Annotated in this window: 20 protein-coding genes; 12 read left to right on the top strand and 8 right to left on the bottom strand. The window is 53.0% G+C overall.

The window, feature by feature from the left end; translation table 11 throughout:
• Positions 1-375: 375 nt before the first annotated feature.
• Positions 376-1,575, bottom strand: a complete 1,200-nt coding sequence (gene tsgA / locus EX31_RS18750; RefSeq protein WP_037036089.1) for an MFS transporter TsgA — start codon at positions 1,573-1,575, stop codon at positions 376-378.
• Positions 1,576-1,852: 277 nt separating this feature from the next.
• Here tsgA and EX31_RS18745 point away from each other — a divergent pair, with 277 nt between their 5' ends.
• The 5 genes from EX31_RS18745 (at position 1,853) to gsiD (ending at position 8,309) form a co-directional block, all read left to right on the top strand.
• Positions 1,853-2,857 carry an isoaspartyl peptidase/L-asparaginase family protein gene (locus tag EX31_RS18745; RefSeq protein WP_037036088.1) on the top strand — a complete coding sequence of 335 codons (1,005 nt, stop codon included), beginning with the start codon at positions 1,853-1,855 and terminating at the stop codon, positions 2,855-2,857.
• Entirely contained in the window at positions 2,854-4,722 is a 1,869-nt protein-coding gene (locus tag EX31_RS18740) for a dipeptide ABC transporter ATP-binding protein (protein WP_037036086.1), read from the top strand. The genes EX31_RS18745 and EX31_RS18740 overlap by 4 nt, the downstream gene beginning before the upstream one ends.
• A gap of 72 nt (positions 4,723-4,794) precedes the next feature.
• Positions 4,795-6,351 carry a glutathione ABC transporter substrate-binding protein GsiB gene (gene gsiB / locus EX31_RS18735; protein ID WP_037036084.1) on the top strand — a complete coding sequence of 519 codons (1,557 nt, stop codon included), beginning with the start codon at positions 4,795-4,797 and terminating at the stop codon, positions 6,349-6,351.
• 108 nt (positions 6,352-6,459) lie between these two features.
• Entirely contained in the window at positions 6,460-7,380 is a 921-nt protein-coding gene (gsiC, locus tag EX31_RS18730; RefSeq protein ID WP_015689564.1) for a glutathione ABC transporter permease GsiC, read from the top strand.
• Between the two features lie 8 nt (positions 7,381-7,388).
• Positions 7,389-8,309, top strand: a complete 921-nt coding sequence (gene gsiD / locus EX31_RS18725; RefSeq protein ID WP_037036082.1) for a glutathione ABC transporter permease GsiD — start codon at positions 7,389-7,391, stop codon at positions 8,307-8,309.
• A 63-nt stretch (positions 8,310-8,372) separates the two neighbouring features.
• Here the strand turns inward: gsiD and fghA are convergent, their stop codons facing one another.
• The 3 genes from fghA to EX31_RS18710 are packed head-to-tail and all read right to left on the bottom strand — an operon-like array spanning position 8,373 to position 11,339.
• On the bottom strand, positions 8,373-9,230 hold the full coding sequence (gene fghA, locus EX31_RS18720; protein WP_037036080.1) for an S-formylglutathione hydrolase: 858 nt from the start codon (positions 9,228-9,230) through the stop codon (positions 8,373-8,375).
• Between the two features lie 11 nt (positions 9,231-9,241).
• Positions 9,242-10,366, bottom strand: a complete 1,125-nt coding sequence (locus tag EX31_RS18715; protein ID WP_037036079.1) for an S-(hydroxymethyl)glutathione dehydrogenase/class III alcohol dehydrogenase — start codon at positions 10,364-10,366, stop codon at positions 9,242-9,244.
• Positions 10,367-10,409: 43 nt separating this feature from the next.
• Positions 10,410-11,339, bottom strand: coding sequence for a putrescine utilization regulator PtrR (locus EX31_RS18710; protein WP_013574739.1), 930 nt, complete (start codon positions 11,337-11,339; stop codon positions 10,410-10,412).
• Positions 11,340-11,538: 199 nt separating this feature from the next.
• On the opposite strand from EX31_RS18710, the gene EX31_RS18705 reads away from it, so the two are divergent.
• From EX31_RS18705 to mglC, 7 genes are all read left to right on the top strand, one after another.
• Positions 11,539-12,666: a YbfB/YjiJ family MFS transporter gene (locus EX31_RS18705; RefSeq protein ID WP_013574740.1), complete on the top strand. Its 1,128-nt coding sequence runs from the start codon at positions 11,539-11,541 to the stop codon at positions 12,664-12,666.
• Between the two features lie 125 nt (positions 12,667-12,791).
• Entirely contained in the window at positions 12,792-13,457 is a 666-nt protein-coding gene (gene folE / locus EX31_RS18700) for a GTP cyclohydrolase I FolE (RefSeq protein ID WP_013574741.1), read from the top strand.
• Positions 13,458-13,632: 175 nt separating this feature from the next.
• Entirely contained in the window at positions 13,633-14,787 is a 1,155-nt protein-coding gene (yeiB, locus tag EX31_RS18695; protein ID WP_013574742.1) for a DUF418 domain-containing protein YeiB, read from the top strand.
• Between the two features lie 270 nt (positions 14,788-15,057).
• The gene (gene galS, locus EX31_RS18690) at positions 15,058-16,089 is read left to right on the top strand and encodes an HTH-type transcriptional regulator GalS (RefSeq protein ID WP_015689566.1); all 1,032 of its coding nucleotides are present in this window, start codon (positions 15,058-15,060) and stop codon (positions 16,087-16,089) included.
• 250 nt (positions 16,090-16,339) lie between these two features.
• Entirely contained in the window at positions 16,340-17,338 is a 999-nt protein-coding gene (gene mglB / locus EX31_RS18685; RefSeq protein WP_013574745.1) for a galactose/glucose ABC transporter substrate-binding protein MglB, read from the top strand.
• Positions 17,339-17,564: 226 nt separating this feature from the next.
• Positions 17,565-19,097 (top strand): galactose/methyl galactoside ABC transporter ATP-binding protein MglA, encoded by a 1,533-nt coding sequence (gene mglA, locus EX31_RS18680; protein WP_013574746.1) that lies wholly within the window; start codon positions 17,565-17,567, stop codon positions 19,095-19,097.
• Positions 19,098-19,115: 18 nt separating this feature from the next.
• Positions 19,116-20,126, top strand: a complete 1,011-nt coding sequence (gene mglC, locus EX31_RS18675) for a galactose/methyl galactoside ABC transporter permease MglC (RefSeq protein WP_013574747.1) — start codon at positions 19,116-19,118, stop codon at positions 20,124-20,126.
• A 136-nt stretch (positions 20,127-20,262) separates the two neighbouring features.
• Here mglC and sanA read toward each other — a convergent pair whose 3' ends face one another.
• From sanA to EX31_RS18655, 4 genes are all read right to left on the bottom strand, one after another.
• Complete coding sequence (sanA, locus tag EX31_RS18670) at positions 20,263-21,186, bottom strand: outer membrane permeability protein SanA (RefSeq protein ID WP_037036078.1); 924 nt, start codon at positions 21,184-21,186, stop codon at positions 20,263-20,265.
• 226 nt (positions 21,187-21,412) lie between these two features.
• On the bottom strand, positions 21,413-23,110 hold the full coding sequence (locus EX31_RS18665) for an NAD-dependent malic enzyme (RefSeq protein WP_013574749.1): 1,698 nt from the start codon (positions 23,108-23,110) through the stop codon (positions 21,413-21,415).
• Between the two features lie 158 nt (positions 23,111-23,268).
• Positions 23,269-24,153 carry a cytidine deaminase gene (gene cdd / locus EX31_RS18660; RefSeq protein ID WP_037036582.1) on the bottom strand — a complete coding sequence of 295 codons (885 nt, stop codon included), beginning with the start codon at positions 24,151-24,153 and terminating at the stop codon, positions 23,269-23,271.
• Positions 24,154-24,327: 174 nt separating this feature from the next.
• Positions 24,328-25,062, bottom strand: coding sequence for an arginine ABC transporter substrate-binding protein (locus tag EX31_RS18655; RefSeq protein WP_013574751.1), 735 nt, complete (start codon positions 25,060-25,062; stop codon positions 24,328-24,330).
• Positions 25,063-25,288 lie beyond the last annotated feature (226 nt).

The following is a 25,288-nucleotide window of genomic DNA, read 5'->3' as shown; positions in this document are numbered from 1 at the left end:
TCTGTTGCAAGCGCGTAATTAGCCAGAGAGATAGATATCGCCAGAGGGGTAAGCTTTATTAATCTAAGTGCTACAGTTTTCCATTTGCCCGGATTATTTCCCATTTTATATTTAGTCCCGTCAGGATTTTGTTAAAGAGTCTGGCGGACATTCTACGCATATTTATTTTTTAGGTTATTAATTGTATATTAAGTAATACTTAATTTAAGATGTTTATGAATGTGTAATATGTGGGCGTTAACGTAATGAATAATGAGGATTAAATAATATGGGATGATAATATTGTTTCGAGGTGTGTATATATTGTCGAGCGGATGGACACCAAAAATCCGACCGCAAAAATGCGATCGGATTTTTATTGCTCAAACAAGGTTTTCAGTGTGCACTGACTTCGTGGTTAATTTTCTCTGCTTTGCTCTTCAGGCTGGCAAGTACCACCATCAGCACCAGCAACGCATAGGAAATGGTCGCGATATTCAGCGCCCAGAACAAACCGTATTCGTTGTAGATGAAAGACGAGAAGGACGCGAAAATCAGCGTGCCGACGGAACTGGTGGTCAGCAGCGCAGAGGTCAGCGTTGGCGGGGAGTTTTTCACCTGCAGGCTGCCGTAGCTCATCAGACCGGAGAACATTCCTGAGTTACAGAAACCGAACAGACCCACGGCGACGAGCACCAGCGTCGGCGAATTGCTGGTGGTCAGCACCGCCAGGCTTGCCATGCCGACAATCACGGAAATCAGCAGGAAAGTACGCAGTTTCACGAAACGCACGGTGAACTGGTTCAGGAACAGGCCAATCGCTTTCACCATCCAGTAGGTGGTGATGTAAATCGCGGCACGGTCCGTTTCCATACTGAAGTGCTCATGTAGCCAGCTTGGCATCCACAGCGTGAAGACCAGCTCGGTGAAGACAAAAGCAAACAGCGCAATACACAGGAAGAAGACCGCGATGCCCCATGGCTCTTTCACCACGTTGTGCGTCGATTCGTTTTTAACCGGTTGCGGAACATTCGGGAATTTCTGACCCGCGCACAGTAAAATCATCAGCAGGCTCAGGACACCCATGATGCCGTACATCGCCAGCCAGCTTGCGCCATGTTTGAACAGGAAACCCAGCACCAGCGACAGCGTCATACCGGAAAGCGCGAAGAAGAAGTCGGTAAAGATCAGGTTCGCAGAACGTTTTTTCGGATCGTCATTAATACGTACGACCAGATAGCTGCCGATAGACATCATCAGGCCCGCCGTGGCGCCGATCAGGAACACACCCACGCCGAACAGTGTAATAGACGGCATGATAAACAGTGCGATACACACCAGCACGGAAATGAAAGAGCCGGTCATCAGTTGTTTGCCCAGATCAAACTTACGCATCAGAATGCCGCTGATCATAATGGGCAGGAACAGGCCAATGTTCATTAAGGAAAACATTTGACCGATAAAGCCCGGATCTTTGTTAAATGCCGTAGCCACCGGCCCGATAACAATGCCCAGAGTGGAAACCAGTCCACCGGTAAAGAAATAGCTGAGCCATGAGATCACATTAATCCGACGGCGGTTATAAACAGTTTCCATAAACTGATTTCCTAAAAAGAGAAAATAAAAAAGCTGCGGAAAGCTTATCCAGAGATGCTTTTATCCGTAGTTAAGACGTTTATTATTGCTGTTCTTTGGTCATTTGTCCCGCAGGTATATTCAATTGCAGCATTTGTTTTTCCTAAACAATCTAAGCAATTAGCGACTTTTTGATGGTGCGACATTTCCGCTTTACATACTGTTGCGGGCTAAATATAGTCAAAAACAGCTCAACATTTTCCTATACATAAATACAACATCGAAAGGTGCAGCGCTAATGAGTTTTTCTACTGATAATTCAGCGGCTTCCGTTTCGGACAAGAAGCGGCCGGTTATTGCGATCCACGGTGGTGCAGGGGCGATTACCCGCGCGGCAATGAGCGCTGAAAAAGAACGACTTTATTTAGCCGAACTGGAGAGAATAGTCACCTGCGGACAGGCTATTCTGGCCTCCGGCGGCAGTGCACTGGATGCGGTCACCGAGGCGGTGCGTCTGCTCGAAGAGTGTCCGTTATTTAATGCGGGAAAAGGGGCTGTTTTTACCCATCAGGGCACGCATGAGTTAGACGCCTGCATTATGGATGGCCGGACGCTCGATGCCGGGGCCATCAGTGGCGTAAATCATATCCGTAACCCGATCCTGACCGCCCGCAAAATTTTGGAAGTCAGCCCGCATGTGATGTTCACCGGAGCGGGCGCGGAAGCCTTTGCCCGTGAGCACGGCCAGGAAATGGTCGGGGCGGACTATTTTTTCACCCAGGAACGTTACGACCAGTTGCAGCGGGCCATCGCCGCTGATCAGGGTGTCATGCTCGATCACGACGGCGCTTCGCTTAACGACGCTGACCCGCTGGATCCTGAACATAAATTCGGTACCGTCGGTGCGGTGGCGATGGATGCGCTGGGCAATCTGGCGGCAGCCACATCCACTGGCGGTATGACCAACAAACAGGCCGGACGCGTCGGCGATTCGCCGATTATTGGCGCAGGTTGTTACGCCAGCAATAATACGGTGGCGATTTCCAGCACCGGTACCGGCGAAGTGTTTATGCGCACGGTGGCGGCCTATGATGTGGCCGCGCTTATCGAATACGCCGGCCTTTCACTGGAAGAGGCCACACATAAAGTTGTGCAGGAAAAACTGCTGCCCCTGGGGGGAAGCGGCGGGATGATTGCGGTGGATAAATTTGGCAATGTGGTGCTGCCTTTCAACAGCGAAGGCATGTACCGTGGATTCGCCCGTGTGGGCGATGCGCCCGTCGTCAGCATTTACCGTTCATGAACAGCCCGATGAACGGTCCTCTTATTTTGCCGCCCGAACACGTGCTTGCCGTCAGCCAGCTTAGCGTGCAGTTTTCCCATGAAAGGCAGGTCATTCAGGCGGTCAGTCATCTCAGTTTTCAGGTAAAACGCGGTGAAACGCTGGCGATTGTTGGCGAATCGGGTTCCGGAAAATCAGTGACCTCACTGGCGCTGATGCGGCTGGTGGAACAGGGCGGGGGGAAGATTTCACAAGGTGAAATGCAGTTGCGCCGCCGTAACGGTGAGATAGTCGATCTGATGAATGCCACGCAGCCCGCCATGCGTAACCTGCGCGGCGCGGATATGGCGATGATTTTTCAGGAGCCGATGACGTCGCTCAATCCGGTCTTCCCGGTGGGGGAGCAAATCGCCGAATCGATCCGCTTGCACCAAAATAAAGATCACCGGGCAGCCCGTGCGGAAGCATTACGGATGCTGGATCTGGTGCGTATTCCCGAAGCCAGAAATATTCTCGACAGTTACCCGCATCAGCTTTCCGGCGGTATGCGCCAGCGGGTGATGATTGCGATGGCACTCTCCTGTAAACCTGCGTTGCTGATTGCCGACGAACCGACCACGGCGCTGGATGTCACCATTCAGGCGCAAATTCTGCAACTGATCCGGGTGCTGCAAAAAGAGATGCAGATGGGGGTGATTTTTATCACGCATGACATGGGGGTGGTGGCCGAAATTGCTGATCGTGTGCTGGTGATGCATCAGGGCAACAGTGTGGAAACCGGGGAAGTGAACGCGATATTCCGTTCTCCGCAGGCGCCTTATACCCAGACGTTGCTGGCGGCGGTGCCAAAACTCGGTTCGATGGCGGGTAAACCGCTGCCCGCACGCTTCCCGGCACCCACGCAACAGGAAAGCGATCCGGAACTGATTCAAAACACCCTGACGCCAGGCGTGCCCCCGATATTGCAGGTGCGTGATCTGGTTACGCGGTTCGACCTGCGCAGCGGCATTTTCAATCGCGTGACCCGCCGGGTTCATGCCGTGGAAAAAGTCAGTTTTGATTTGCATCCCGGTGAAACGCTGGCGCTGGTGGGGGAGTCAGGCTGTGGTAAATCCACCACCGGCCGTTCGCTGCTAAAACTGGTGAAGAGTCAGGGGGGCACCATCACCTTTAACGGCCAGACGCTGACTGATATCGGCGGCAGTGAACTGCAACATCTGCGCCGTGATATCCAGTTTATTTTTCAGGATCCCTACGCCTCGCTCGATCCGCGCCTGACGGTAGGATATTCCATTATGGAACCGCTGCTGGTTCACAATCTGGCAAAAGGCGCAGAAGCCGAAGCCCGTGTGGCGTGGTTGCTGGAAAAAGTCGGACTGCTGCCGGAACACGCGCAGCGCTATCCTCATGAGTTTTCCGGCGGCCAGCGGCAGCGAATTTGCATTGCACGTGCGCTGGCGCTTAATCCAAAAGTGGTGATTGCCGATGAATCGGTTTCGGCGCTGGATGTGTCTATCCGCGCGCAAATCATCAATCTGCTGATGGATTTGCAGAAAGAGTTTGGTCTGGCATTTTTGTTTATTTCTCACGATATGGCCGTTGTTGAGCGCATCAGCCACCGCGTGGCGGTGATGTATCTCGGGCAGATAGTGGAAATCGGCTCACGCCGTGCGGTATTTGAAACACCCCAACATGCGTACACCCGCAAACTGATGGCGGCTGTACCGGTCGCCGATCCGGCGCACAAGCGAAAAGACCAGGCGCTGCTGGTGGATGAAATCCCCAGCCCGATCCGCGGGCTGCACGATGACCCGGTGGTGATGCCATTGGTGAAGGTGGGCGAAGGCCATTTCGTCGCCAGACATACGATTGCGGGTATTTACTGATTTTTGTGGCGGCTTATTTTGAGCCGTCAATTCTTAGTAAGACAAACGGGTAAGACAGGAAAAGGAACTGACATGAATCAGCAGAAATCTAAAGGTAAGAACGTTGTCCGTCAGGCCGTGCTCGCTGCCGCTGTTTTCGGTTCGCTGGCGTCGGCTTCTGCATGGGCGGCAAAAGACGTGGTTATCGCCGTAGGTTCTAACTTCACCTCGCTTGATCCGTATGACGCTAACGACACCTTATCGCAGGCGGTCGCCAAATCTTTCTATCAGGGTCTGTTTGGCTTTGATAAAGATATGAAACTGGAAAACGTTCTGGCGGACAGCTATACCGTCAGTAAAGACGGTCTGGTTTACACCATCAAACTGCATCCGGGCATCAAATTCCAGGACGGCACCGATTTCAATGCGGCGGCGGTGAAGGTCAACTTTGATCGAGCCAGTAACCCGGACAGTCACCTCAAGCGTTATAACCTGTTTAAAAATATCGCCAGCACTGAAGCTGTTGATGACACCACGGTGAAAATCACGCTGAAAGCGCCGTTCTCCGCCTTTATCAACATTCTGGCGCACCCGTCTGCGGTGATTATTTCCCCGGCGGCGCTGACCAAATACGGCAAAGACATCGGTTTCCATCCGGTCGGTACCGGCCCGTATACGCTTGAACAATGGAACCAGACTGACTTTGTGAAAGTGAAGAAGTTTGACGGTTACTGGAAAAAAGGTGAGCCGAAACTCGATACCATTACCTGGCGTCCGGTGGCAGATAACAACACCCGGGCAGCGATGCTGCAAACCGGCGAAGCGGATCTGGCGTTCCCGGTGCCTTACGAACAGGCAGCCTTGCTGGAGAAAAATGCCAAACTGGATCTGGTGACTGCGCCGTCGATTCTGCATCGCTACATCAGTTTCAATGTCACGCAAAAACCGTTCGACAATGTGAAAGTGCGTGAGGCGATTAACTACGCGATTAACAAGCAGGCGCTGATCAAAGTGGCGTTTGCCGGTTATGCTGTGCCGTCTGAAGGGCCATTGCCGCAGGGCATCGAATACGCCGCGAAATTTAAACCGTGGCCGTATGATCCGGCAAAAGCCAAAGCATTGCTGAAAGAAGCCGGTTACCCGGATGGTTTCACCACTACGCTGTGGTCGTCGCACAATAACAGCACGGCGCAGAAAGTGTTGCAGTTCACCCAGCAGCAACTGGCGCAGGTCGGTATCAAAGTGACGGTCACCGCCATGGATGCCGCACAGCGTGCTGCGCAGGTTGAGAATGTGGGGCAGAAAGAGGCGGGCATCCGCATGTTCTACACCGGCTGGTCGGCGTCTACCGGTGAAGCAGACTGGGCGTTGTCTCCGCTGTTCTCCACACAGGCCGCGCCACCGAAGCAGTTCAATACCGCGTTCTACAGCAATGCGCAGGTGGATAAAGATTTGTCCGATGCGCTGAAAACGACTGACAAAGCTGAGAAAGCTAAACTGTACGCTGATGCCCAGAAGCAAATCTGGAGCGATGCGCCGTGGGCGTTCCTGGTCACTGAACGTCTGGTTTCAGCCAAAAACAAACGTCTGACCGGCTTCTATGTGATGCCCGATACGGCCTTCAGCTTTGACAATGCAGATGTGAAATAACAGGCGGTGATGCTTTCAGGGCGCGTGGCGCACAGCGTGCGTGCCCTGAACTCGTGTGTTCCGGGTCCGGAACATGGATGTCTACCGTGAAATCACAGACAGCGAATCATGCTTAATTATTTTTTAAAACGATTACTCGGACTGATCCCGACACTGCTGATTGTGGCCGTGCTGGTGTTTTTATTTGTGCATCTGCTGCCGGGCGATCCGGCGCGGCTGATGGCCGGGCAGGATGCCGACGCCAGCGTGGTGGCGCTGGTGCGTCAGGATTTGGGGCTGGATAAACCGCTTTATCAGCAATTCTTCACTTTCTTTGGCAATGCGCTGACCGGTGATTTCGGCCACTCAATGGTCTCAAAACGCCCGGTCATTGATGAAATCAGTTCGCGCTTTATGCCGACCTTTTGGCTGACGCTGACCAGCATGGTGTGGTCGGTGATTTTCGGGCTGGTAATTGGCGTGGTATCCGCCGTGTGGCGTAACCGCTGGCCGGACAGACTGGGCATGGCGCTCGCCGTTTCCGGTATTTCCTTCCCGGCCTTCGCGCTGGGTATGCTGCTGATGCAAATCTTCTCTGTTGAACTGGGCTGGTTGCCGACGGTGGGCGCTGACAGCTGGCAGCACTATATTCTCCCTTCTGTCACACTCGGTGCAGCGGTGGCGGCGATCATGGCCCGCTTTACCCGCGCCTCTTTTGTCGAAGTGATGCAGGAAGATTATATGCGTACTGCGCGCGCCAAAGGCGTGCACGAAGCGGTGGTCGTGGTCAAACATGGCCTGCGTAACGCGATGATCCCCGTCGTGACTATGATGGGACTGCAATTTGGCTTCCTGCTCGGCGGTTCGATTGTCGTGGAGAAAGTGTTCAACTGGCCGGGGTTAGGGCGGTTGCTGGTCGATTCGGTTGAGATGCGCGATTATCCGGTGATTCAGGCAGAAGTGCTGTTGTTCTCGCTGGAATTTATCCTCATCAATCTGCTGGTGGACATGCTGTACGCCGTCATCAACCCTTCCATCCGATACAAGTGAGTAAGCGCATGAAAAACTGGCGGCGAAATGCCGTACTCGCGGGTTTACCGGTAATCACGCCGGGAACTGTGCAACCACAGGCGGGAAGGACACCGTGGAAAGCGTTCTGGCGTCGTTTTCGACGGCAGCACATTGCGATGATTGCGGGAGTTTTTATCCTGCTGCTGATTGCCGCGGCCATTCTTGCGCCGTGGCTGGTGCCCTTTGACCCGGAAAATTATTTTGATTACGACCGTCTGAACGAAGGCCCGTCGCTGATCCACTGGCTGGGTGTGGATTCGCTGGGGCGTGATATTTTCAGCCGTATTCTGATGGGTACACGGATTTCACTGACGGCTGGTGTCCTTTCTGTGGTGCTCGGCGCGGCAATCGGCACGGTATTCGGCTTGCTGGCGGGATATTACGAAGGCTGGTGGGATCGCATCACCATGCGCGTCTGTGACGTCCTGTTTGCTTTCCCCGGTATTTTGCTGGCGATTGCCGTCGTGGCGGTGATGGGCAATGGCATGTCGAACGTGATCATTGCCGTGGCGATTTTCAGCATTCCTGCCTTTGCGCGACTGGTGCGCGGCAACACGCTGGTACTCAAACAGCAAACCTATATTGAATCGGCGCGCAGCATTGGCGCCTCTGACGCCACGATTTTATTCCGCCACATCCTGCCGGGCACGTTGTCATCGATAGTGGTGTATTTCACCATGCGTATCGGTACCTCGATCATTACCGCCGCCAGTTTGTCGTTCCTGGGTATGGGCGCACAGCCCCCGACGCCGGAGTGGGGCGCGATGCTCAACGAAGCCCGCGCCGATATGGTCATGGCGCCGCACGTCGCCATATTCCCGAGCCTGGCAATCTTCCTGACCGTACTGGCGTTTAATTTGCTGGGGGATGGATTACGGGATGCGTTGGATCCGAAATTGAAGAATTGAGATTTTTGCTTCTCCCCCTTCGCAGGGGAGAAGCAGATGGCTTCTATTTTTAGGAACCTGCACTCATGAAGGGGAGTGCAAAAACTCCGCATGGAATTTCAGGTGATCTTCCACAAATGACGCAATCGTAAAGTAACTGTGATCGTACCCCGGCTGAACCCGCAGTTGTAACGGCCAGCCGCGTTGTCGGGCGATCTCCGCCAGTTTTGCCGGTTGTAGCTGATCCGCCAGGAACTGATCGCTATCGCCCTGATCGACTAAAATCGGGAACGATTTTTGATCCGCTGGCAATGAACTCAGCAGGTGGCAACTGTCGTATTGTAGCCACTGACTTTCGTCATCCCCCAGATACGCGCTGAACGCTTTACGTCCCCACGGCACCTGAGCCGGATTCACGATGGGCGCAAACGCTGACACCGAACAGAAACGCTGCGGATTACGCAGCGCCAGCATCAGCGCACCGTGGCCGCCCATTGAGTGGCCGAAAATCGACTGACGTTCGCTGACCTTGAAATGGTCGCTGATCAGCGCAGGCAGTTCATCAAGCAGGTAATCGTACATCCGGTAATGCGCTGCCCACGGCGCCTGCGTGGCATTCAGGTAAAAACCGGCGCCCTGACCGAGATCGTAACCGTCGTCGTTGGCGACACCTTCACCGCGCGGGCTGGTATCCGGCATCACCAGAATCACACCGAGTTCTGCCGCGACGCGCTGCGCCCCGGCTTTGATCGTGAAGTTTTCATCATTACAGGTCAGGCCCGAAAGCCAGTACAGCACCGGCTGCGGCGCGTCGTGTTGCGCCGGAGGCAGATAAATGCTGAACGTCATGCTGCAATTCAGGCTCTCAGAGGTATGGCGGTAGCGCTGCTGCCAGCCGCCAAACATCCGGTGTTCTTCGAGTAGTTCAATCGAGCTGCTCATTGACACATTCCTTACTTATTAAAATGAATAACCGTACGGATAGATTTCCCTTCGTGCATCAGGTCAAAGGCTTGGTTGATTTCTTCCAGCGGCAGGGTGTGGGTAATGAAATCGTTCAGGGCGAATTCGCCGTCCAGATAACGTTGCACAAGGCCCGGCAACTGGCTGCGGCCTTTCACACCACCGAAAGCAGAACCACGCCATACGCGGCCTGTCACCAGCTGGAAGGGGCGGGTGGAGATTTCTTCGCCTGCACCGGCCACGCCGATGATGACAGATTCGCCCCAGCCTTTGTGGCAGCATTCCAGTGCGGAACGCATCACATTGACGTTACCGATACATTCGAAGGAGAAGTCCACGCCGCCATCGGTCATTTCGACGATCACTTCCTGAATCGGCTTGTCGAAATCTTTCGGGTTGATCAGATCAGTTGCGCCGAGTTTACGCGCCAGATCGAATTTGCTGGTGTTCAGATCGATACCGATGATGCGGCCTGCGCCAGCCATCACCGCGCCGATAATCGCAGAAAGACCAATCCCGCCGAGACCGAAGATCGCCACGGTGTCGCCTTTTTTCACTTTAGCGGTGTTGATGACCGCGCCCATCCCGGTGGTCACGCCACAACCGAGCAGACACACTTCTTCCAGCGGCGCTTCTTTGTTGATTTTCGCCAGGGAGATTTCAGGCACCACAGTGTATTCGGAGAAGGTGGATGTGCCCATGTAATGGAAAATTGGCTTGCCGTCTTTAAAGAAACGGGTGGTGCCGTCCGGCATCAGGCCTTTACCTTGTGTGGTGCGGATCGCCTGACACAGGTTGGTCTTGCCGGATTTGCAGAACTTACACTCGCCACATTCCGGTGTGTACAGCGGGATCACGTGGTCGCCCACGGCCACGCTGGTGACACCTTCGCCGACGGCTTCGACGACACCGCCGCCTTCATGGCCGAGGATCGCCGGGAAAACACCTTCCGGATCTTTGCCGGACAGCGTGTAAGCATCAGTATGACAAACACCGGTGGCGACAATACGCACCAGCACTTCGCCTTTTTGCGGCGGCATCAAATCCACTTCTTCGATGGACAGAGGTTGATTCGGGCCCCAGGCGACGGCCGCACGTGTTTTGATCATTTGCATTTTTTAGCTCCAGTCAGGTGTTTTTACTTATTCGGATTTTAAGTTAATAAGTCGGATGCAACGCCGGATCGTGTTCTGCGGCGAGCGGATGTTTCAGTAACGGGATCACCCCGTCATTCTGTTCGATGATCAGTTCTTTCAGCGCCCGGACATTCGGGCTGAACGCATCCCGGCGCCAGATAAGCCAGGTGGCGGTATCGGCGAATTCATCCGGCATTTCGTGAATTTCTACCCGCTCGTGGCCGGGCAATTGTTCCAGCACAGAACGCGGGATCATGGCGATACCCGCACCGCTGGCGACACAGGCCATCATGGAATGATAGGACTGAATCTCCAGGGTGTTAGCGACCGGCACATTCATGTGTTTGATCCAGCCCTGTAAACGCTGGCGGTAGGAACAACTGGGGCGGAATGCAAAAACGGTGTGGCCGCTGCGACCCGCAGGCACTTCCAGCGGTGACTCGCCCGGCGGGGTAATCACCACCATGCGTTCGCGAAAAGAAATACAGCCATTGATATCGTCAAAATCGATCGGACCATCAACCAGGGCTGCGGCGAGACGTCCGGCACGCACGCTGTCGATGATTTCTCCGGAAGTCGCCGTCACCAGCGACAGCGCCACTTGCGGAAACTTCTGATGATAAGCGGCGAGCAAAGAAGGCAGGCGTGTTGCCGCCGTGCTTTCCATCGACCCCAGCGCGAAATTCCCGGCCGGTTCACCGGCATGCATGATGCTCATCGCTTCGTCGCTCAGCGCCAGAATGCGCTCGGCATAGTTGAGGAAGTTATGGCCCATGGCGGACAGGCGGATGCGTTGCTTCTCGCGGATAAACAGATCGGTGCCCAGTTCGAGTTCGAGCTGACGCAGTCGGGTGGTCAGGTTCGACGGGACACGATGCAGTTGCTCTGCCGCACGCGCCAGCGAACCGGTTTCCGCTACGCAGCAAAACATCCGTAACTGAGTGAGATCCATGATGGGTTCCTGTGTTCTCTAATCGTAAACAAGTTGGTTTGTATTATTCAGTTTCCGTGATTGTATCCATAAGGCATCATAGCGACAACTTCCAATTAACTTTCTTTTAAGAAATCTGCTGTTTTCGGCGACAGGCTTTGAGTATGTTTACTCACTGTTTCTAATATGTTGCATTGCGGTTTCTTTTGACGGAGCGGTTATGGCTTTTCGTATTGCGCTGAGTGGTTTTCTGGCTTTTGTCGTCGCGATGGGTATCGGGCGTTTTGCCTTTACGCCGCAGGTTCCTTTAATGATAGCTGAACATCAGTTCAGCCTGACCGGCGCGGGGCTGGTCGCCGCGTTCAACTATCTCGGTTATCTGTGTGGCGCGTTTGATGGCATGCGTGCCAGCAAACATCTTGAACGCCGTTTGTGGCTGGGCGTGTGGGGCGGCGTGATCCTGACATTGCTGTCGGCGGTAATTTCCGGCGAAGTGCTGCACAGTATTGTGCGCTTCCTGATCGGCTGGACCAGCGGCTGGGCGATGGTCATGGTATCAGCGTGGTGTAACGAACGGCTGGCGCATTATGGCCGTCCGGCAATGAGTGCCGCGGTGTTTGCCGGGCCGGGCGCGGGGATTTTCCTCAGCGGCATGTTAGCGGTGGGTATTCACAGTTTGCAGCTCACCTCAGCGCAGGCCTGGTGTGTTTACGGCGTGCTGGCGCTGATTTTCGTGGCAATTATCACGCCGAATCTGCCGCGCAAAGGCGACCTGCACCGTTCGCACATGGCGACTGAGCCACTGGTGATGACGCCTGCGCTGAAGCGTCTGGTGTGGAGTTACAGTCTGGCGGGCTTTGGTTATATCCTGCCCGCGACGTTTTTATCTCAGATGGCGAGTGCACGTTTTCCTGACAGTCTGTTCGCGCAGTTTGTCTGGCCGGTGTTTGGCGGCGCTGCGGTTATCGGCATCATCATCGGTATTCTTACCCGCCATTGTCTGACTACGCATACCCGCCTGGCGCTGACACTATGGATCCAGGGGCTGGGGATTTTGTGCGCGGAAGTGGTGCCGGGCGTCAGTGGTCTGGTACTCGGCGCGTTACTGACCGGTGGTGGTTTCCTCAGCGTGGTGCAATTGGCCTTACAATACAGCCGCGAGCTTGCACCCAATCACAGCCGTTATATGGCCGGATTGCTGACGACCGGTTACGCCGTCGGCCAGTTATTCGGACCGGTTCTGTCGGCGATTTCTACCGCGCTGACCCATCGTCTGGAGCCTGCGCTGTATGTCGCGCTGGCCGGTTTCATTATTGCGGGTGCGCTGGTCTTCCGGCATAAACGATAAGTTGCAGCTATTTCATCCATCATGAAGCACATTCACTGGATTCTGAACCGGCTCTCTACTACAGTAAGCCACCTCATTTTAGCGTGATCTGCGTCAAAGTGATTACATCTGCCGGAGAAGAAAGAATGCCAATCCTGAGTAAAGAAGCCATTTTGGTTCACGAGGCCCTGTTAGCCCGTGGTCTGGAAACCCCTCTGCGTGAAGCTTTGCCGATCGACAATGAAACGCGCAAGCAGCGGATCCAGGAACATATGACCGGCATCATGCAGCTTCTCAATCTGGATCTTTCCGATGACAGTCTGGCGGAAACGCCGCACCGCATCGCCAAGATGTATGTGGATGAAATCTTCTCCGGACTTGATTACGCCAACTTCCCGAAAATCACCGTCATCGAAAATAAGATGAAAGTGGATGAAATGGTCACCGTGCGCGATATCACCCTGACCAGCACCTGCGAACACCATTTCGTGACCATCGACGGCAAAGCGACTGTGGCGTATATCCCGAAAGACACCGTAATCGGCCTGTCGAAAATCAACCGCATCGTGCAGTTCTTCTCACAGCGCCCGCAGGTTCAGGAGCGTCTGACCCAGCAGATACTGGTTGCCCTGCAAACTCTGCTCGGCACCACCAATGTCGCGGTTTCCATTGATGCGGTGCATTACTGCGTGAAAGCGCGCGGTGTGCGTGACGCGACCAGCGCAACGACGACGACTTCGCTCGGTGGTCTTTTCAAATCCAGCCAGAATACGCGTCAAGAATTTTTAAGAACCGTCCGCCATCCGTCGTAACTAAAGCCGCAGCGGTGTTCGCTGCGTTCGGAGACCCGAATCACTGACATCAGTCAGCTCATCGGGCTCTACGCACTGGCTGCCATGCTGCAACTTCATTTACTTGGATGGTAGCCACCCTGATTTTCTTCCCTTATTCTTAAATATCTCAATAATCTTCAAAAGGAATGTCAGGGTGCGCTCACGTATTGCCACGCTCGACTTTGCCCGTGGCCTCGCCATTTTTGGCATTCTCCTGCTCAATATCAGCGCCTTCGGTTTACCGAAAGCCGCTTACCTGAATCCGGCATTTGCCGGAACGCCTTCAGCTTCTGATACCTGGACCTGGGCGGTGCTCGACGCGCTGGCGCAAGGCAAATTCCTGATGATGTTCGCCATGCTGTTTGGCGGCGGTCTGTTTTTATTGCTGCCGCGCGGCAAACACTGGATCCAGGCCCGGCTGTCGATTTTATTACTGTGCGGTTTTCTTCATGCCACCCTGATGTGGGACGGTGATATTTTGCTGTCATACGGGCTGATTGGTCTGGTGTGCTGGAGGATGGTGCGGGAAGGGCGCAGCAGTCAGTCGCTGATTTCAACGGGCATCATTTTGTATCTGATCGGTGTGGCGGTGCTGGCGATGCTGGGGTTTATTACCTCGCCAAAGCCCGGTAGTTTCTGGCTTCCGGGACCGGCAGAAATTCAGTATGAACAATACTGGCGGCTGAAAGGGGGTTGGGAAGCTATCCGCAACCGGCTCGATTTACTGTCGTCCAGTTTGCTGGCGATTGGCGCGCAATACGGCTGGGAACTGGCGGGCGCCATGCTTATTGGCTCCGGCCTGATGCGCAGCGGATGGCTGAAAGGTGCGTTTCGCGTCTCGCATTACCGCAAGGTCGCCGCCGTACTGTTACCGCTTTCATTGCTGATTCAGATCCCGGCGATTTATCTGCAATACCGTACCGGCTGGGACTACCGCTGGAGCGGTTTTCTGTTGCAGGTGCCGCGTGAAATTGGCTCGCTGATGCAGGCGGTGAGCTATCTGGCGCTGTGTTACGGCTTCTGGCCGCTGATTTCCCGCTGGCGCGTCACGCACTGGATTTCGCAGACTGGCCGTATGGCACTGACCAATTACCTGTTACAGACGCTCATCTGCATCACCTTCTTCAATGTTTTCGGCTTCTATCAGCACTTCGACCGCCTGCAACTGGTCGCACTGGTGCCGCTGGTCTGGGCGTGCAATGTGCTGGTGACATTGCTGTGGTTGCGTCATTTCCGCCAGGGGCCGGTGGAGTGGCTCTGGCGTCAACTGACGGCGAAAGCAGCGGGTGAAGAACTAAAAGCTGCCTGAACCTGACGTTGATATATCATCCTAAATGATGGATTTGGGATGAAGGTTGCATATTTGTATGTAAACGTTTTCTTTCCTGTGACGAGATTCACGCAGGCGTTTTCGCAAAATGTTTAGGATAGCGGTCGTGCCTCTCCGATGACCACTACACTAAAAAAGGAAACGCCATGCGCACTTCACCTCGCTTCTCTTTGTCTGGTTTCTTTACCTCCTGGGTCAAAAATTTCCGTATTCCTCCGTACCATTCCCTGACTGATCACGGAGCGACGCATGGTCACAATTCGTGATGTCGCCCGGCTGGCGGGGGTTTCTGTCGCCACCGTGTCACGTGTTCTGAACAATCCGTCTATTGCCAGCAAAGAAGCGCGCGAGCAGGTGTTACAGGCTGTCGCCACGCTGGGATACCGGCCCAATGCCAATGCGCAGGCACTGGCGACGCAAAGCAGCGATACCATCGGCGTGGTGGTGATGGATGTTTCAGACCCGTTCTTTGGCGCGCTGGTGAAAGCCGTTGATACCGTCGCGCAGCAGCATCAGAAATACGTCCTGATAGGCAACAGCTATCATATTGCTGAAAAAGAAAGGTATGCCATTGAAGTTCTGATTCGTCAGCGCTGTAACGCACTCATTGTGCATTCCAAGGCGCTGGGGGATGACGAGCTTTCGCGATTTATGGATCAGGTGTCGGGCATGGTGCTGATTAACCGTGTCATTCCGGGCTACGAGCACCGCTGTGTCTGGCTTAACAACGTCAGTGGCGCGGAAATGGCGACGCGTTTGTTGCTGTCTCAGGGGCACCAGCGCATTGGTTACATCGGTTCAAGTCATGGCATCGAAGACGATTTGCAGCGCTACCAGGGCTATTCGCAGGCAATGACGCAGGCACATCAGAGCGGAGATGCGCCCCCTGCCGCATGGCGGGCGCAAAGTTCGCCGGATCTGCAGGGCGGGGAAGCGGCAATGGTGGAACTGCTCGGGCGTAATCTGCACCTCAGCGCGGTGTTTGCCTACAACGATTCGATGGCTGCGGGGGCGATGGCCGTGTTGAAAGAAAACGGAATTAACATTCCCGATGACTTTTCGCTGATCGGTTTTGATGACATTCCGATTGCCCGCTATACCAGCCCGAAAATGACCACCGTGCGTTATCCGATCGTTTCCATGGCGACGCTTGCCACTGAACTGGCTTTAAAAGGTGCGGCAGAACAGTTAGCTACGGGCGTTTCGCATTGCTTCATGCCTACGCTGGTCAGACGCCACTCGGTAGCTCCCTGGCAAAATGTGGCACCCGTCACTTATTGATCAAATAACGCGATGTAACCGTTTTCAATCTGTGAGAACTTTCACAGTTTATTAACATCGGGCGCATTATGATTCATTCGTTTTCAATATGATTCAATTTGGGTCCGGTTTGCCGGACTTGTTTCACAGCGAGTCAGGACGTTATAAGTCAAGGATGGCAGGCACCCACAATCGTGACGTGGAGCTGTACTGCTCCCGCAGGGATTTCCGGTGCCAAATTCTGTAACACCCTACATAACCGGAGATACAAATGAATAAGAAGGTCTTCACCCTGGCGACTCTGGCTGCAAGCATGATGTTTGGTTTTGCCGCACATGCTGCTGATACTAAAATCGGTGTCACCATCTACAAATATGACGACAACTTCATGTCCGAAGTTCGTAAAGCCATTGAGAAAGATGCGAAAGCCACTCCAGATGTGCAACTGCTGATGAATGACTCGCAAAACAGCCAGTCTACCCAGAACGACCAGGTTGACGTTATGCTGGCGAAGGGTGTTAAAGCGTTGGCCATTAACCTGGTTGACCCGGCTGCTGCCCCGGTCATCATTGAAAAAGCCCGCGGTGCTGGCATTCCTGTCGTTTTCTATAACAAAGAACCTTCCCGTAAAGATTTAGACAGCTACGACAAAGCCTATTATGTCGGGACTGATTCTAAAGAATCTGGCGTGATCCAGGGTGAGCTGATTGCTAAACACTGGAAAGCTAACCCGGCCTGGGATCTGAACAAAGACGGCGTGATCCAATACGTGCTGATCAAAGGCGAGCCGGGCCATCCGGATGCTGAAGCGCGTACTAAGTACGTCATCAGCACCCTGAATGGTAAAGAAGGCCTGAAAACTCAACAACTGCAGCTTGATACCGCCATGTGGGATACCGCACAGGCGAAAGACAAGATGGATGCGTGGTTGTCCGGTCCTAACGCTAACAAAATCGAAGTGGTTATCGCCAACAACGATGCGATGGCAATGGGTGCTGTAGAAGCGCTGAAATCCCATAACAAAACCAGCATTCCGGTATTTGGTGTGGATGCCCTGTCAGAAGCGCTGGCACTGGTGAAATCTGGCGCAATGGCCGGTACCGTGTTGAACGATGCAAACAATCAGGCGAAAGCCACGTTTGATCTGGCGAGAAATCTGGCTGACGGTAAACCAGCGGCCGAAGGGACTAACTGGAAAATCGAAAACAAAGTCGTGCGTATTCCTTACGTCGCTGTGGATAAAGACAACCTGTCTTCCTTCGTGAAATAAGAATGCAGCGGCAGCAGTAAAGACAGACAGCAATAAAAAACAAAGCTAAGCAGTGGCAAAAATAATTGCGGTTAAGCCGTAAATAAAGACTAAGTATGATTAGACGTTAATGCTTATCTGACAGGACGTCATGTCGCTCTGCGTGTGGTGCGTATACCGGCCATACGCAGGGCTGACATCAGGTATTAATACACCCGTTTATTTTTATCTTTAGCCAGGTATAACTATGGCCGATAATACGTTATCTGACACAACATCAAAACCGGACGAATTCCTTCTGGAAATGAGTGGTATCAATAAATCATTTCCTGGCGTCAGGGCGTTAGATAATGTGAATTTAAAAGTGCGTCCTCATTCTATTCACGCCCTGATGGGTGAAAATGGCGCCGGTAAATCCACATTATTAAAATGCCTTTTCGGGATATACAGCAAAGATTCCGGTACCATTCTTTTTCAGGGACAGGAAGTTAATTTTAAAAGCTCGAAAGAAGCGCTGGAACAGGGCGTGTCGATGGTCCATCAGGAATTAAACTTGGTGTTGCAACGTACGGTCATGGACAACATGTGGCTGGGACGTTATCCGACCAAAGGACTATTTGTCGATCAGGACAAAATGTACAAAGACACCAAGGCGATTTTCGACGAACTGGACATTGATATCGACCCGCGCGACAAGGTCGGTAAGTTGTCCGTTTCGCAGATGCAGATGATCGAAATCGCTAAGGCGTTTTCCTACAATGCAAAAATCGTCATTATGGACGAACCGACGTCCTCGCTGACGGAAAAGGAAGTGAACCATCTGTTCACCATCATCCGTAAGCTGAAAGATCGTGGCTGCGGCATTGTGTATATCTCGCATAAGATGGAAGAAATCTTCCAGCTGTGCGATGAGATAACCATTCTGCGCGACGGTCAGTGGATTATTACTCAGCCGCTGGAAGGCCTGGACATGGATAAAATCATTTCCATGATGGTCGGCCGCTCACTGAGCCAGCGTTTCCCTGACCGCCAGAACGTACCGGGTGAAGTTATCCTCGAAGTCCGTAATCTGACCTCGCTGCGCCAGCCTTCCATTCGTGATATTTCCTTTGATTTACACAAAGGGGAAATCCTCGGAATTGCCGGTTTAGTCGGTGCAAAACGTACAGATATCGTCGAGACGTTATTTGGTATCCGCGAGAAAGTCGCCGGAACCATTAAATTACACGGCAAAAAAATTAATAATCACAGTGCCAATGAAGCCATTAACCATGGTTTTGCACTGGTGACGGAAGAACGTCGTTCCACCGGTATTTATGCATATCTGGACATCGGCTTTAACTCGCTGATTTCTAATATTCGTCAATATAAAAATAGAGCCGGTTTACTCGACACTGCCCGGATGAAAAGCGATACCCAATGGGTTATCGATTCCATGCGGGTGAAAACGCCGGGACATAAAACCAGCATTGGTTCATTGTCGGGCGGTAATCAGCAAAAAGTTATTATCGGGCGCTGGTTATTAACCAACCCTGAGATATTAATGCTGGACGAACCGACGCGCGGCATTGATGTTGGCGCTAAGTTTGAAATTTACCAGTTAATCACCGAGTTGGCGAAAAAAGAGAAGGGGATCATTATTATCTCCTCTGAAATGCCGGAGTTGCTGGGTATTACTGACAGAATATTGGTTATGAGTAATGGACAGGTTGCGGGTATTGTTGAAACTAAAAATACCTCGCAGAACGAAATATTACGCCTGGCTTCCTTGCATCTCTAATTTTTAAGGGTTCTTATTATGAAAGCATTAAATAAGAAAAGTGTGCTCACTTATTTAAAAGAGGGCGGGATTTATGTGGTCCTGCTGGTCTTACTGGCCATTATTATCATCCAGGATCCGAGCTTCCTCAGTCTCGTCAACTTAAGTAACATTCTGACTCAGTCATCCGTGCGCGTTATTATCGCTCTGGGCGTGGCAGGGCTTATCGTCACCCAGGGTACTGACCTGTCAGCCGGGCGTCAGGTCGGGTTAGCAGCGGTTGTTGCGGCCACCATGTTGCAGGCGATGGACAACGTCAACAAAGTTTTCCCGAATCTGGAAGTGGTGCCCATTCCGCTGGTTATTCTGACCGTGTGTATTGTTGGTGCATTAATTGGTTTGCTGAACGGTATTATTATCGCTTACCTGAACGTAACGCCGTTTATTACCACGCTGGGCACAATGATTATCGTCTACGGGATTAACTCCCTGTATTACGATTATGTTGGTTCTTCACCGGTGGCAGGCTTTGACCCGGGCTTCTCCCAGTTTGCACAAGGCTTTATCCATTTAGGTGGTCTGAAGCTTTCCTACATTACGTTCTACGCGCTGATTGCGATCGCCTTTGTCTGGGTGTTGTGGAACAAAACCCGCTTCGGTAAAAACATCTTTGCTATCGGTGGTAACCCGGAAGCCGCGAAAGTTTCCGGCGTTAACGTCCCGTTAAACCTGATTATGATTTATGCATTGTCTGGTGTGTTCTATGCGTTCGGCGGTTTACTGGAAGCAGGGCGTATCGGCAGTGCGACCAACAACCTCGGCTTTATGTATGAACTCGATGCCATCGCAGCCTGTGTGGTCGGCGGCGTGTCATTCGCCGGTGGTGTGGGTTCTGTGGCAGGGGTGGTGACAGGGGTGCTGATTTTCACCGTCATCAACTACGGCCTGACCTACATCGGCGTGAACCCTTACTGGCAGTACATTATCAAGGGCAGCATCATCATCTTCGCGGTGGCGCTGGACTCTTTGAAATACGCCAAGAAGAAATAAGTTTTCGGGCAGTAAAAACAAAAGGCCGCATACGCGGCCTTTTTGCTGTCGTAAATTCGGCACCGACTGCTCCCTCCCCTGCGAAGGTGAGGCACTAAAGGCCAAACCCTTTCACAGGGGAGGAGCAGTCCGGCGATCACTGCTGGAATGGATTTCTGCCTACCGGTTTCGGTGGTTCAGGTTGCGGTGCCGGTGCGGCATCCTCGGTTTCAGCCTGAGCGGCGTCATTGGCTTCCTGCTCCGCTTTGACTCTGGCCGCTTCGTCTGCGGCTGCTTTTTCCGCAGCAGCTTTATCCGCTGCTGCCTTATCTGCCGCGGCTTTGGCGATAGCGGCTTTCTTCTCGGCTTCAAGTTGCTGTTGTAATGCCAGCAGTTGTTCCGGTGTTACCGCCGGGTAGCCCTGGGCATCGTCCGGAATGGTGTGTACCGCAGGAATAGGGATCAGCGGGCCAAGGAAGCGGGGTTCGCGTTTAAGCAGATACAAATCCGTCAGCGCGCCGAGGCGGGCGAAGATCTCGCGGCTGCGCACGCTGAGCATATTTTTTGGCGATGGTACGGCGAAACATTGTGCCTGAATGCCCATGTGCAGCGCGATAAACAGCGCGCGTTCGCAGTGGAAACGCTGGGTGATAATGATGAAATCGTTAGTGTCGAAGACTTTGCGGGTACGCACGATGGAGTCGAGCGTACGGAATCCGGCGTAGTCGAGCACGATATCGCTGGCGGGAATACCGGCGGCAATCAGGTCGCGGCGCATGGTGCTCGGCTCGTTATAACTTTGCTGTGCATTGTCACCGCTCAGCAGCAGATATTTTACCTTGCCGCTGTTGTAGGCATTAATCGCGCCCTGAATCCGGTACAGGTAATACTGATTAATGACGCCGGTGCGGTAATACTTCGCTGTTCCGAGCACCACGCCGACCTGACGGTGCGGCAGGGTTTGTACTTCGTCATAAATGTAGGGCTGGGTACGTAAGCTTATCCACTGATCAAGCCCAATAGCGACAGCCAGCATCAGAATAATGATGCCGAAAACGCCAGCTATAAGTCGCTTAATCATAGGTATCCCTGTTATGACCGGATGGAAATCGGATCCAAGGCTACTTTACCTGTTCGGGGTTCGCAATACGTTGGACTCTGCATCCACAGGCTTCGCAGCTTTTTTCAGCACTTTTCAGTGAATTACTTCTTAATCTGCGCGACGTACTGCAATTTGGACGAAAAAAAAGACCAATGCATAAGGCATTGGTCTGGATCATAGCCGGACTTCTTTTACTACCGTCGGATCAGAAAGACGTGCGCTTATAACTTCGGTACTGCGGTGCCCAGAAGTTGTGCTCAATGGCTTTCGACAGAGAATCTTCTGACGTTACCATCGCCACGCCCTGCAACTGCGCGGCCTTACCGACGGCCATCGCGATGCATTTAGACACGCCCTGAATATCGTCAACGTCCGGCAGCAGCGAGCCTGTGCCTTCTGTGGCCAGCGGCGAACACTCTGCCAGCGTTCTGCTGGCGGCCATCAGCATCCCGTCGGTAACGCGGGTGGCGCCCGAGGCAATCACACCCAGCCCGATCCCCGGGAAGATGAAGGAGTTGTTGCACTGTGCGATAGGGTAGAGCTTGCCTTTGTGGCTCACCGGTGCAAACGGGCTGCCGGTGGCGACCAGCGCGGCGCCGTCGGTCCAGTTCAGGATATCGGCAGGTGTGGCTTCAACGCGGGACGTAGGATTGCTCAGGGGCATCACCACCGGACGTGCACAGTGCTTGTGCATTTCGCGGATGATTTCTTCGGTGAACAGCCCCGGCTGGCCGGAAACGCCGATCAGCACGGTTGGCCTGGCGTTACGCACCACATCCAGCAGGGAAACGCTGTCGCTTTCCATGCCCCAGCTGGCCAGTGCGCTGCTTTTCTGCACCAGTTTGCTCTGGAAATCCAGCAGGTTAGGCAGTTTATCGGTGAGCAAACCAAAGCGGTCGACCATAAAGACTTTGGCGCGGGCTTCTTCTTCACTCAGACCTTCAGATTTCATCTGCGCAACGATTTGTTCGGCGATACCACAACCGGCAGAACCCGCACCGAGGAAGGCGACTGTCTGATCGCTCAGTTTGCCCCCGGCGGCTTTACTGGCGGCAATCAGGCTACCCAGCGCCACGGACGCTGTGCCCTGAATATCGTCGTTAAAGCAGCACAGTTCATCACGGTAGCGTTCAAGGATCGGCATGGCATTCTTCTGCGCGAAATCTTCAAACTGCAGCAGCACGTTTGGCCAGCGGATTTTTACGGCCTGAATGAACTGATCAACAAACGCTTCATATTCTTCACCCGTAATGCGCGGATGACGCCAGCCCATGTACAGCGGGTCGTTGAGTAACTGCGGATTGTTGGTACCGGCGTCCAGAACCACCGGCAAGGTATACGCCGGGCTGATGCCGCCACAGGCGGTATACAGGGAAAGCTTACCGATCGGAATGCCCATGCCGCCGATGCCCTGGTCTCCCAGGCCGAGAATGCGTTCGCCGTCAGTCACCACCACCACTTTTACGTGTTGTTTGGTGGCGTTTTGCAGCATGTCATCGATGTGGGCGCGGTTCGGATAAGAGATGAACAGGCCACGGGCGCGGCGGTAGATATCGGAAAAGTGTTCGCAGGCCTCGCCGACGGTCGGGGTATAAATCACCGGCATCATTTCGCTGAGATGGTTGTCCAGCAGACGGTAGAACAGCGTCTCATTGGTGTCCTGAATGTTTCTCAAATAGATGTGTTTATCGATGTCGGTTTTGAAATTCTGAAACTGGCGGTAGGCACGGTCAGCCTGTTCTTCGATGGTTTCCACCGCTTCCGGCAGTAAACCGTGAAGGTTAAAGTTGCTGCGCTCTTCTTCAGTAAAAGCGCTGCCTTTATTCAGTAACGGAAACTCTAACAGGATCGGGCCAGCGTGGGGAATGTACAGGGGGCGTTTACTTTCGTATTCAAGTTCCATCGTTTTACTCTTCCGGTTTTCAGAATGTTGTTTTTTATATTTCGGAGCGGTGAGGGTAACAGAGAGGAAATAAGGATTTCAAATGACAAATGTAATGACAATGTTATGTAACTAAAGACTCCGGAAACAGAGTCTTTAGTGTTAACCGGCTCACACTATCAGCAGGTCAGCGTGGTGATATCTTCGCAGCCCAGTGCTTTTAACGTGGCACGCGTGGCATCGTTTTGCGTGATCAACGCATCTTTTTGTTCGACCAGTACTGCACGGCGCACTTTCAGGCAATCTTCACCTGACATATTCAGCAGGATTAACGCGGCCTGCAACGGAGGCAGGCTCGGATTGAATGCGGCGTTTTCGGCGTAACGGCCACCGAACTGTTTGCCGTTATGGGTTTCCAGCGCCACACCACTGTGCGACTTACTGTAAGGCGCATGACTTTGATTGCAGGCATCCAGTGCCATGAGTGCCAGGGAGTCGGTGCTTTCCAGTGTGTAACCGTGATTCACTTTGTCCATCAGCAGGGTGGTGATGTCCAGATCCTTCGGGCCGAAGGAGTGCGGCAGATAATCGCCAAGTGTTGCTACATCACGATCGGGCAGATGGATATCCAGCGCCGTGCCGCTGGTCAGCTCATTCATAAACTGACGACAATGCCCGCAAGGCGTGTAATTCACGGTGATGGAGGCCAGACGGGTTTCACCACGCAGCCAGGCGTGCGTGACTGCGGATTGCTCAGCGTGAACCGTTTGTTGCATCGGCGCACCGGCGAATTCCATGTTGGCACCGAAATACAAATTGCCTGAAATTCCGCGTGCAACCGCACCGACATTGAAATGAGAGATAGGCGTAACAGAACAGGCTGCGGCCAGAGGCAGCAGGGCAAATGCCAGCGCGTCATCGTCCAGTCCGGTCGCCTGTTTTATCTGCGCAACATCAGCCGCAGTGAGCATTGCCGGGAAGTCATCATGACGCAAAAACGGCTCAAGCGCGGAGGATAAATTTTCAGGGAGTGCCGCAAAGGCGGTGTGAAAACGTGCGTGCATAAACATTCGATCTCGACAGTGATTACGGTTGAACAGTGTAAAAGTCATTCCATGAACGTGGTGTGACGGATGTCACTTTTTTGATGTAATAAGTTCTGCTTCGTTGCATATTTGGGAGATGTTACGCAGAACAGCCGCCTTTTCAGACGGCTGTTAAAAAAGGATGACGGGGAATCAGTGAGCCGGGAACCACTTGTCATTAATCTTTTTAAATTCGCCGTTAGCTTTGATCCCTTCCAGCGCTGTGTTCAGCTTCGCCAGCAGTTCCTTATTATCAGGACGCACCGCCATGCCGACGCCGGTACCAAAGTATTGCGGATCTTTAATCAGCTCGCCGACTTCACCCAGATTCGGGTTGGATTTCAGCCAGCCGTTCAGCACGGCGGTGTCGCCTAACAGCCCGTCCAGACGACCACTTTTCAGATCCAGAATCGCATTCTGATAGCTGTCGTAACCGACGGTAGTGATTTCAGGATGCTTTTCCATCAGGTATTTCTGGTGCGTGGTGCCATTTTCCAGGCCAACACGCTTACCTTTCAGGTCCGCAATAGAAGCAAACTTGCCTTTCGGCCCGATAATCATTGCCGTGTTAGCGTAGTAAGGCTGGGTGAACGTCACCTGTTTACTGCGCTCTTCCGTGATATCCATACCGGAAATAATCACATCGAAACGACGGAATTTCAGTGCCGGGATCAGACCATCAAACGGCTGATTGGTGAAGGTACAGGTTTCCTGCATTTGCTTACACAGCGCGTTCGCCAGATCGATATCAAAACCAATAATCTGGTTGTCAGCGCCGATAGATTCAAACGGCGGATACGTGGCGGAAGTGCCGAAACGAATGGTATCCGCAGCGGTGGCAGTGAAAACTGTGGCAGACAAGAGGGCGGCGAGGATCAGCTTTTTCATGCAATACATTCCTGTTCAAAAAATGACATTCCCTTCATGGTACAGTTTACTGATTTTATTAATTTAATCGGGTAACTGGCAGGAAGTGAAACCTGAGAACAAAGTGCCACTAAATGAATTTATATGCAATAAATTTGATTAAAAAATTATAAATTGAAACAAGGGGATGTTTTTTCCGGCACAAAAAAAGGGACGATTTCTCGTCCCTTCAGATTCTTCTCTGGCT

Origin of the sequence: Rahnella sp. WP5 (assembly GCF_000745615.1) — a bacterium.
Classification (GTDB): domain Bacteria; phylum Pseudomonadota; class Gammaproteobacteria; order Enterobacterales; family Enterobacteriaceae; genus Rahnella; species Rahnella aceris.
This window is presented reverse-complemented; position numbering and strand designations above follow the sequence as displayed.

Excerpts from the sequence above, each read along its gene's own strand:
- cdd (WP_037036582.1), bottom strand. The coding sequence starts at position 24,153 with ATGCACGCACGTTTTCACACCGCCTTTGCGGCACTCCCTGAAAATTTA.
- gsiC (WP_015689564.1), top strand. The coding sequence starts at position 6,460 with ATGCTTAATTATTTTTTAAAACGATTACTCGGACTGATCCCGACACTG.
- EX31_RS18710 (WP_013574739.1), bottom strand. The coding sequence starts at position 11,339 with ATGGATCTCACTCAGTTACGGATGTTTTGCTGCGTAGCGGAAACCGGT.
- gsiD (WP_037036082.1), top strand. The coding sequence starts at position 7,389 with ATGAAAAACTGGCGGCGAAATGCCGTACTCGCGGGTTTACCGGTAATC.
- tsgA (WP_037036089.1), bottom strand. The coding sequence starts at position 1,575 with ATGGAAACTGTTTATAACCGCCGTCGGATTAATGTGATCTCATGGCTC.
- mglC (WP_013574747.1), top strand. The coding sequence starts at position 19,116 with ATGAAAGCATTAAATAAGAAAAGTGTGCTCACTTATTTAAAAGAGGGC.
- mglA (WP_013574746.1), top strand. The coding sequence starts at position 17,565 with ATGGCCGATAATACGTTATCTGACACAACATCAAAACCGGACGAATTC.
- EX31_RS18655 (WP_013574751.1), bottom strand. The coding sequence starts at position 25,062 with ATGAAAAAGCTGATCCTCGCCGCCCTCTTGTCTGCCACAGTTTTCACT.
- EX31_RS18740 (WP_037036086.1), top strand. The coding sequence starts at position 2,854 with ATGAACAGCCCGATGAACGGTCCTCTTATTTTGCCGCCCGAACACGTG.
- EX31_RS18705 (WP_013574740.1), top strand. The coding sequence starts at position 11,539 with ATGGCTTTTCGTATTGCGCTGAGTGGTTTTCTGGCTTTTGTCGTCGCG.
- EX31_RS18745 (WP_037036088.1), top strand. The coding sequence starts at position 1,853 with ATGAGTTTTTCTACTGATAATTCAGCGGCTTCCGTTTCGGACAAGAAG.
- gsiB (WP_037036084.1), top strand. The coding sequence starts at position 4,795 with ATGAATCAGCAGAAATCTAAAGGTAAGAACGTTGTCCGTCAGGCCGTG.
- folE (WP_013574741.1), top strand. The coding sequence starts at position 12,792 with ATGCCAATCCTGAGTAAAGAAGCCATTTTGGTTCACGAGGCCCTGTTA.
- mglB (WP_013574745.1), top strand. The coding sequence starts at position 16,340 with ATGAATAAGAAGGTCTTCACCCTGGCGACTCTGGCTGCAAGCATGATG.
- EX31_RS18715 (WP_037036079.1), bottom strand. The coding sequence starts at position 10,366 with ATGCAAATGATCAAAACACGTGCGGCCGTCGCCTGGGGCCCGAATCAA.
- EX31_RS18665 (WP_013574749.1), bottom strand. The coding sequence starts at position 23,110 with ATGGAACTTGAATACGAAAGTAAACGCCCCCTGTACATTCCCCACGCT.
- galS (WP_015689566.1), top strand. The coding sequence starts at position 15,058 with ATGGTCACAATTCGTGATGTCGCCCGGCTGGCGGGGGTTTCTGTCGCC.
- fghA (WP_037036080.1), bottom strand. The coding sequence starts at position 9,230 with ATGAGCAGCTCGATTGAACTACTCGAAGAACACCGGATGTTTGGCGGC.
- sanA (WP_037036078.1), bottom strand. The coding sequence starts at position 21,186 with ATGATTAAGCGACTTATAGCTGGCGTTTTCGGCATCATTATTCTGATG.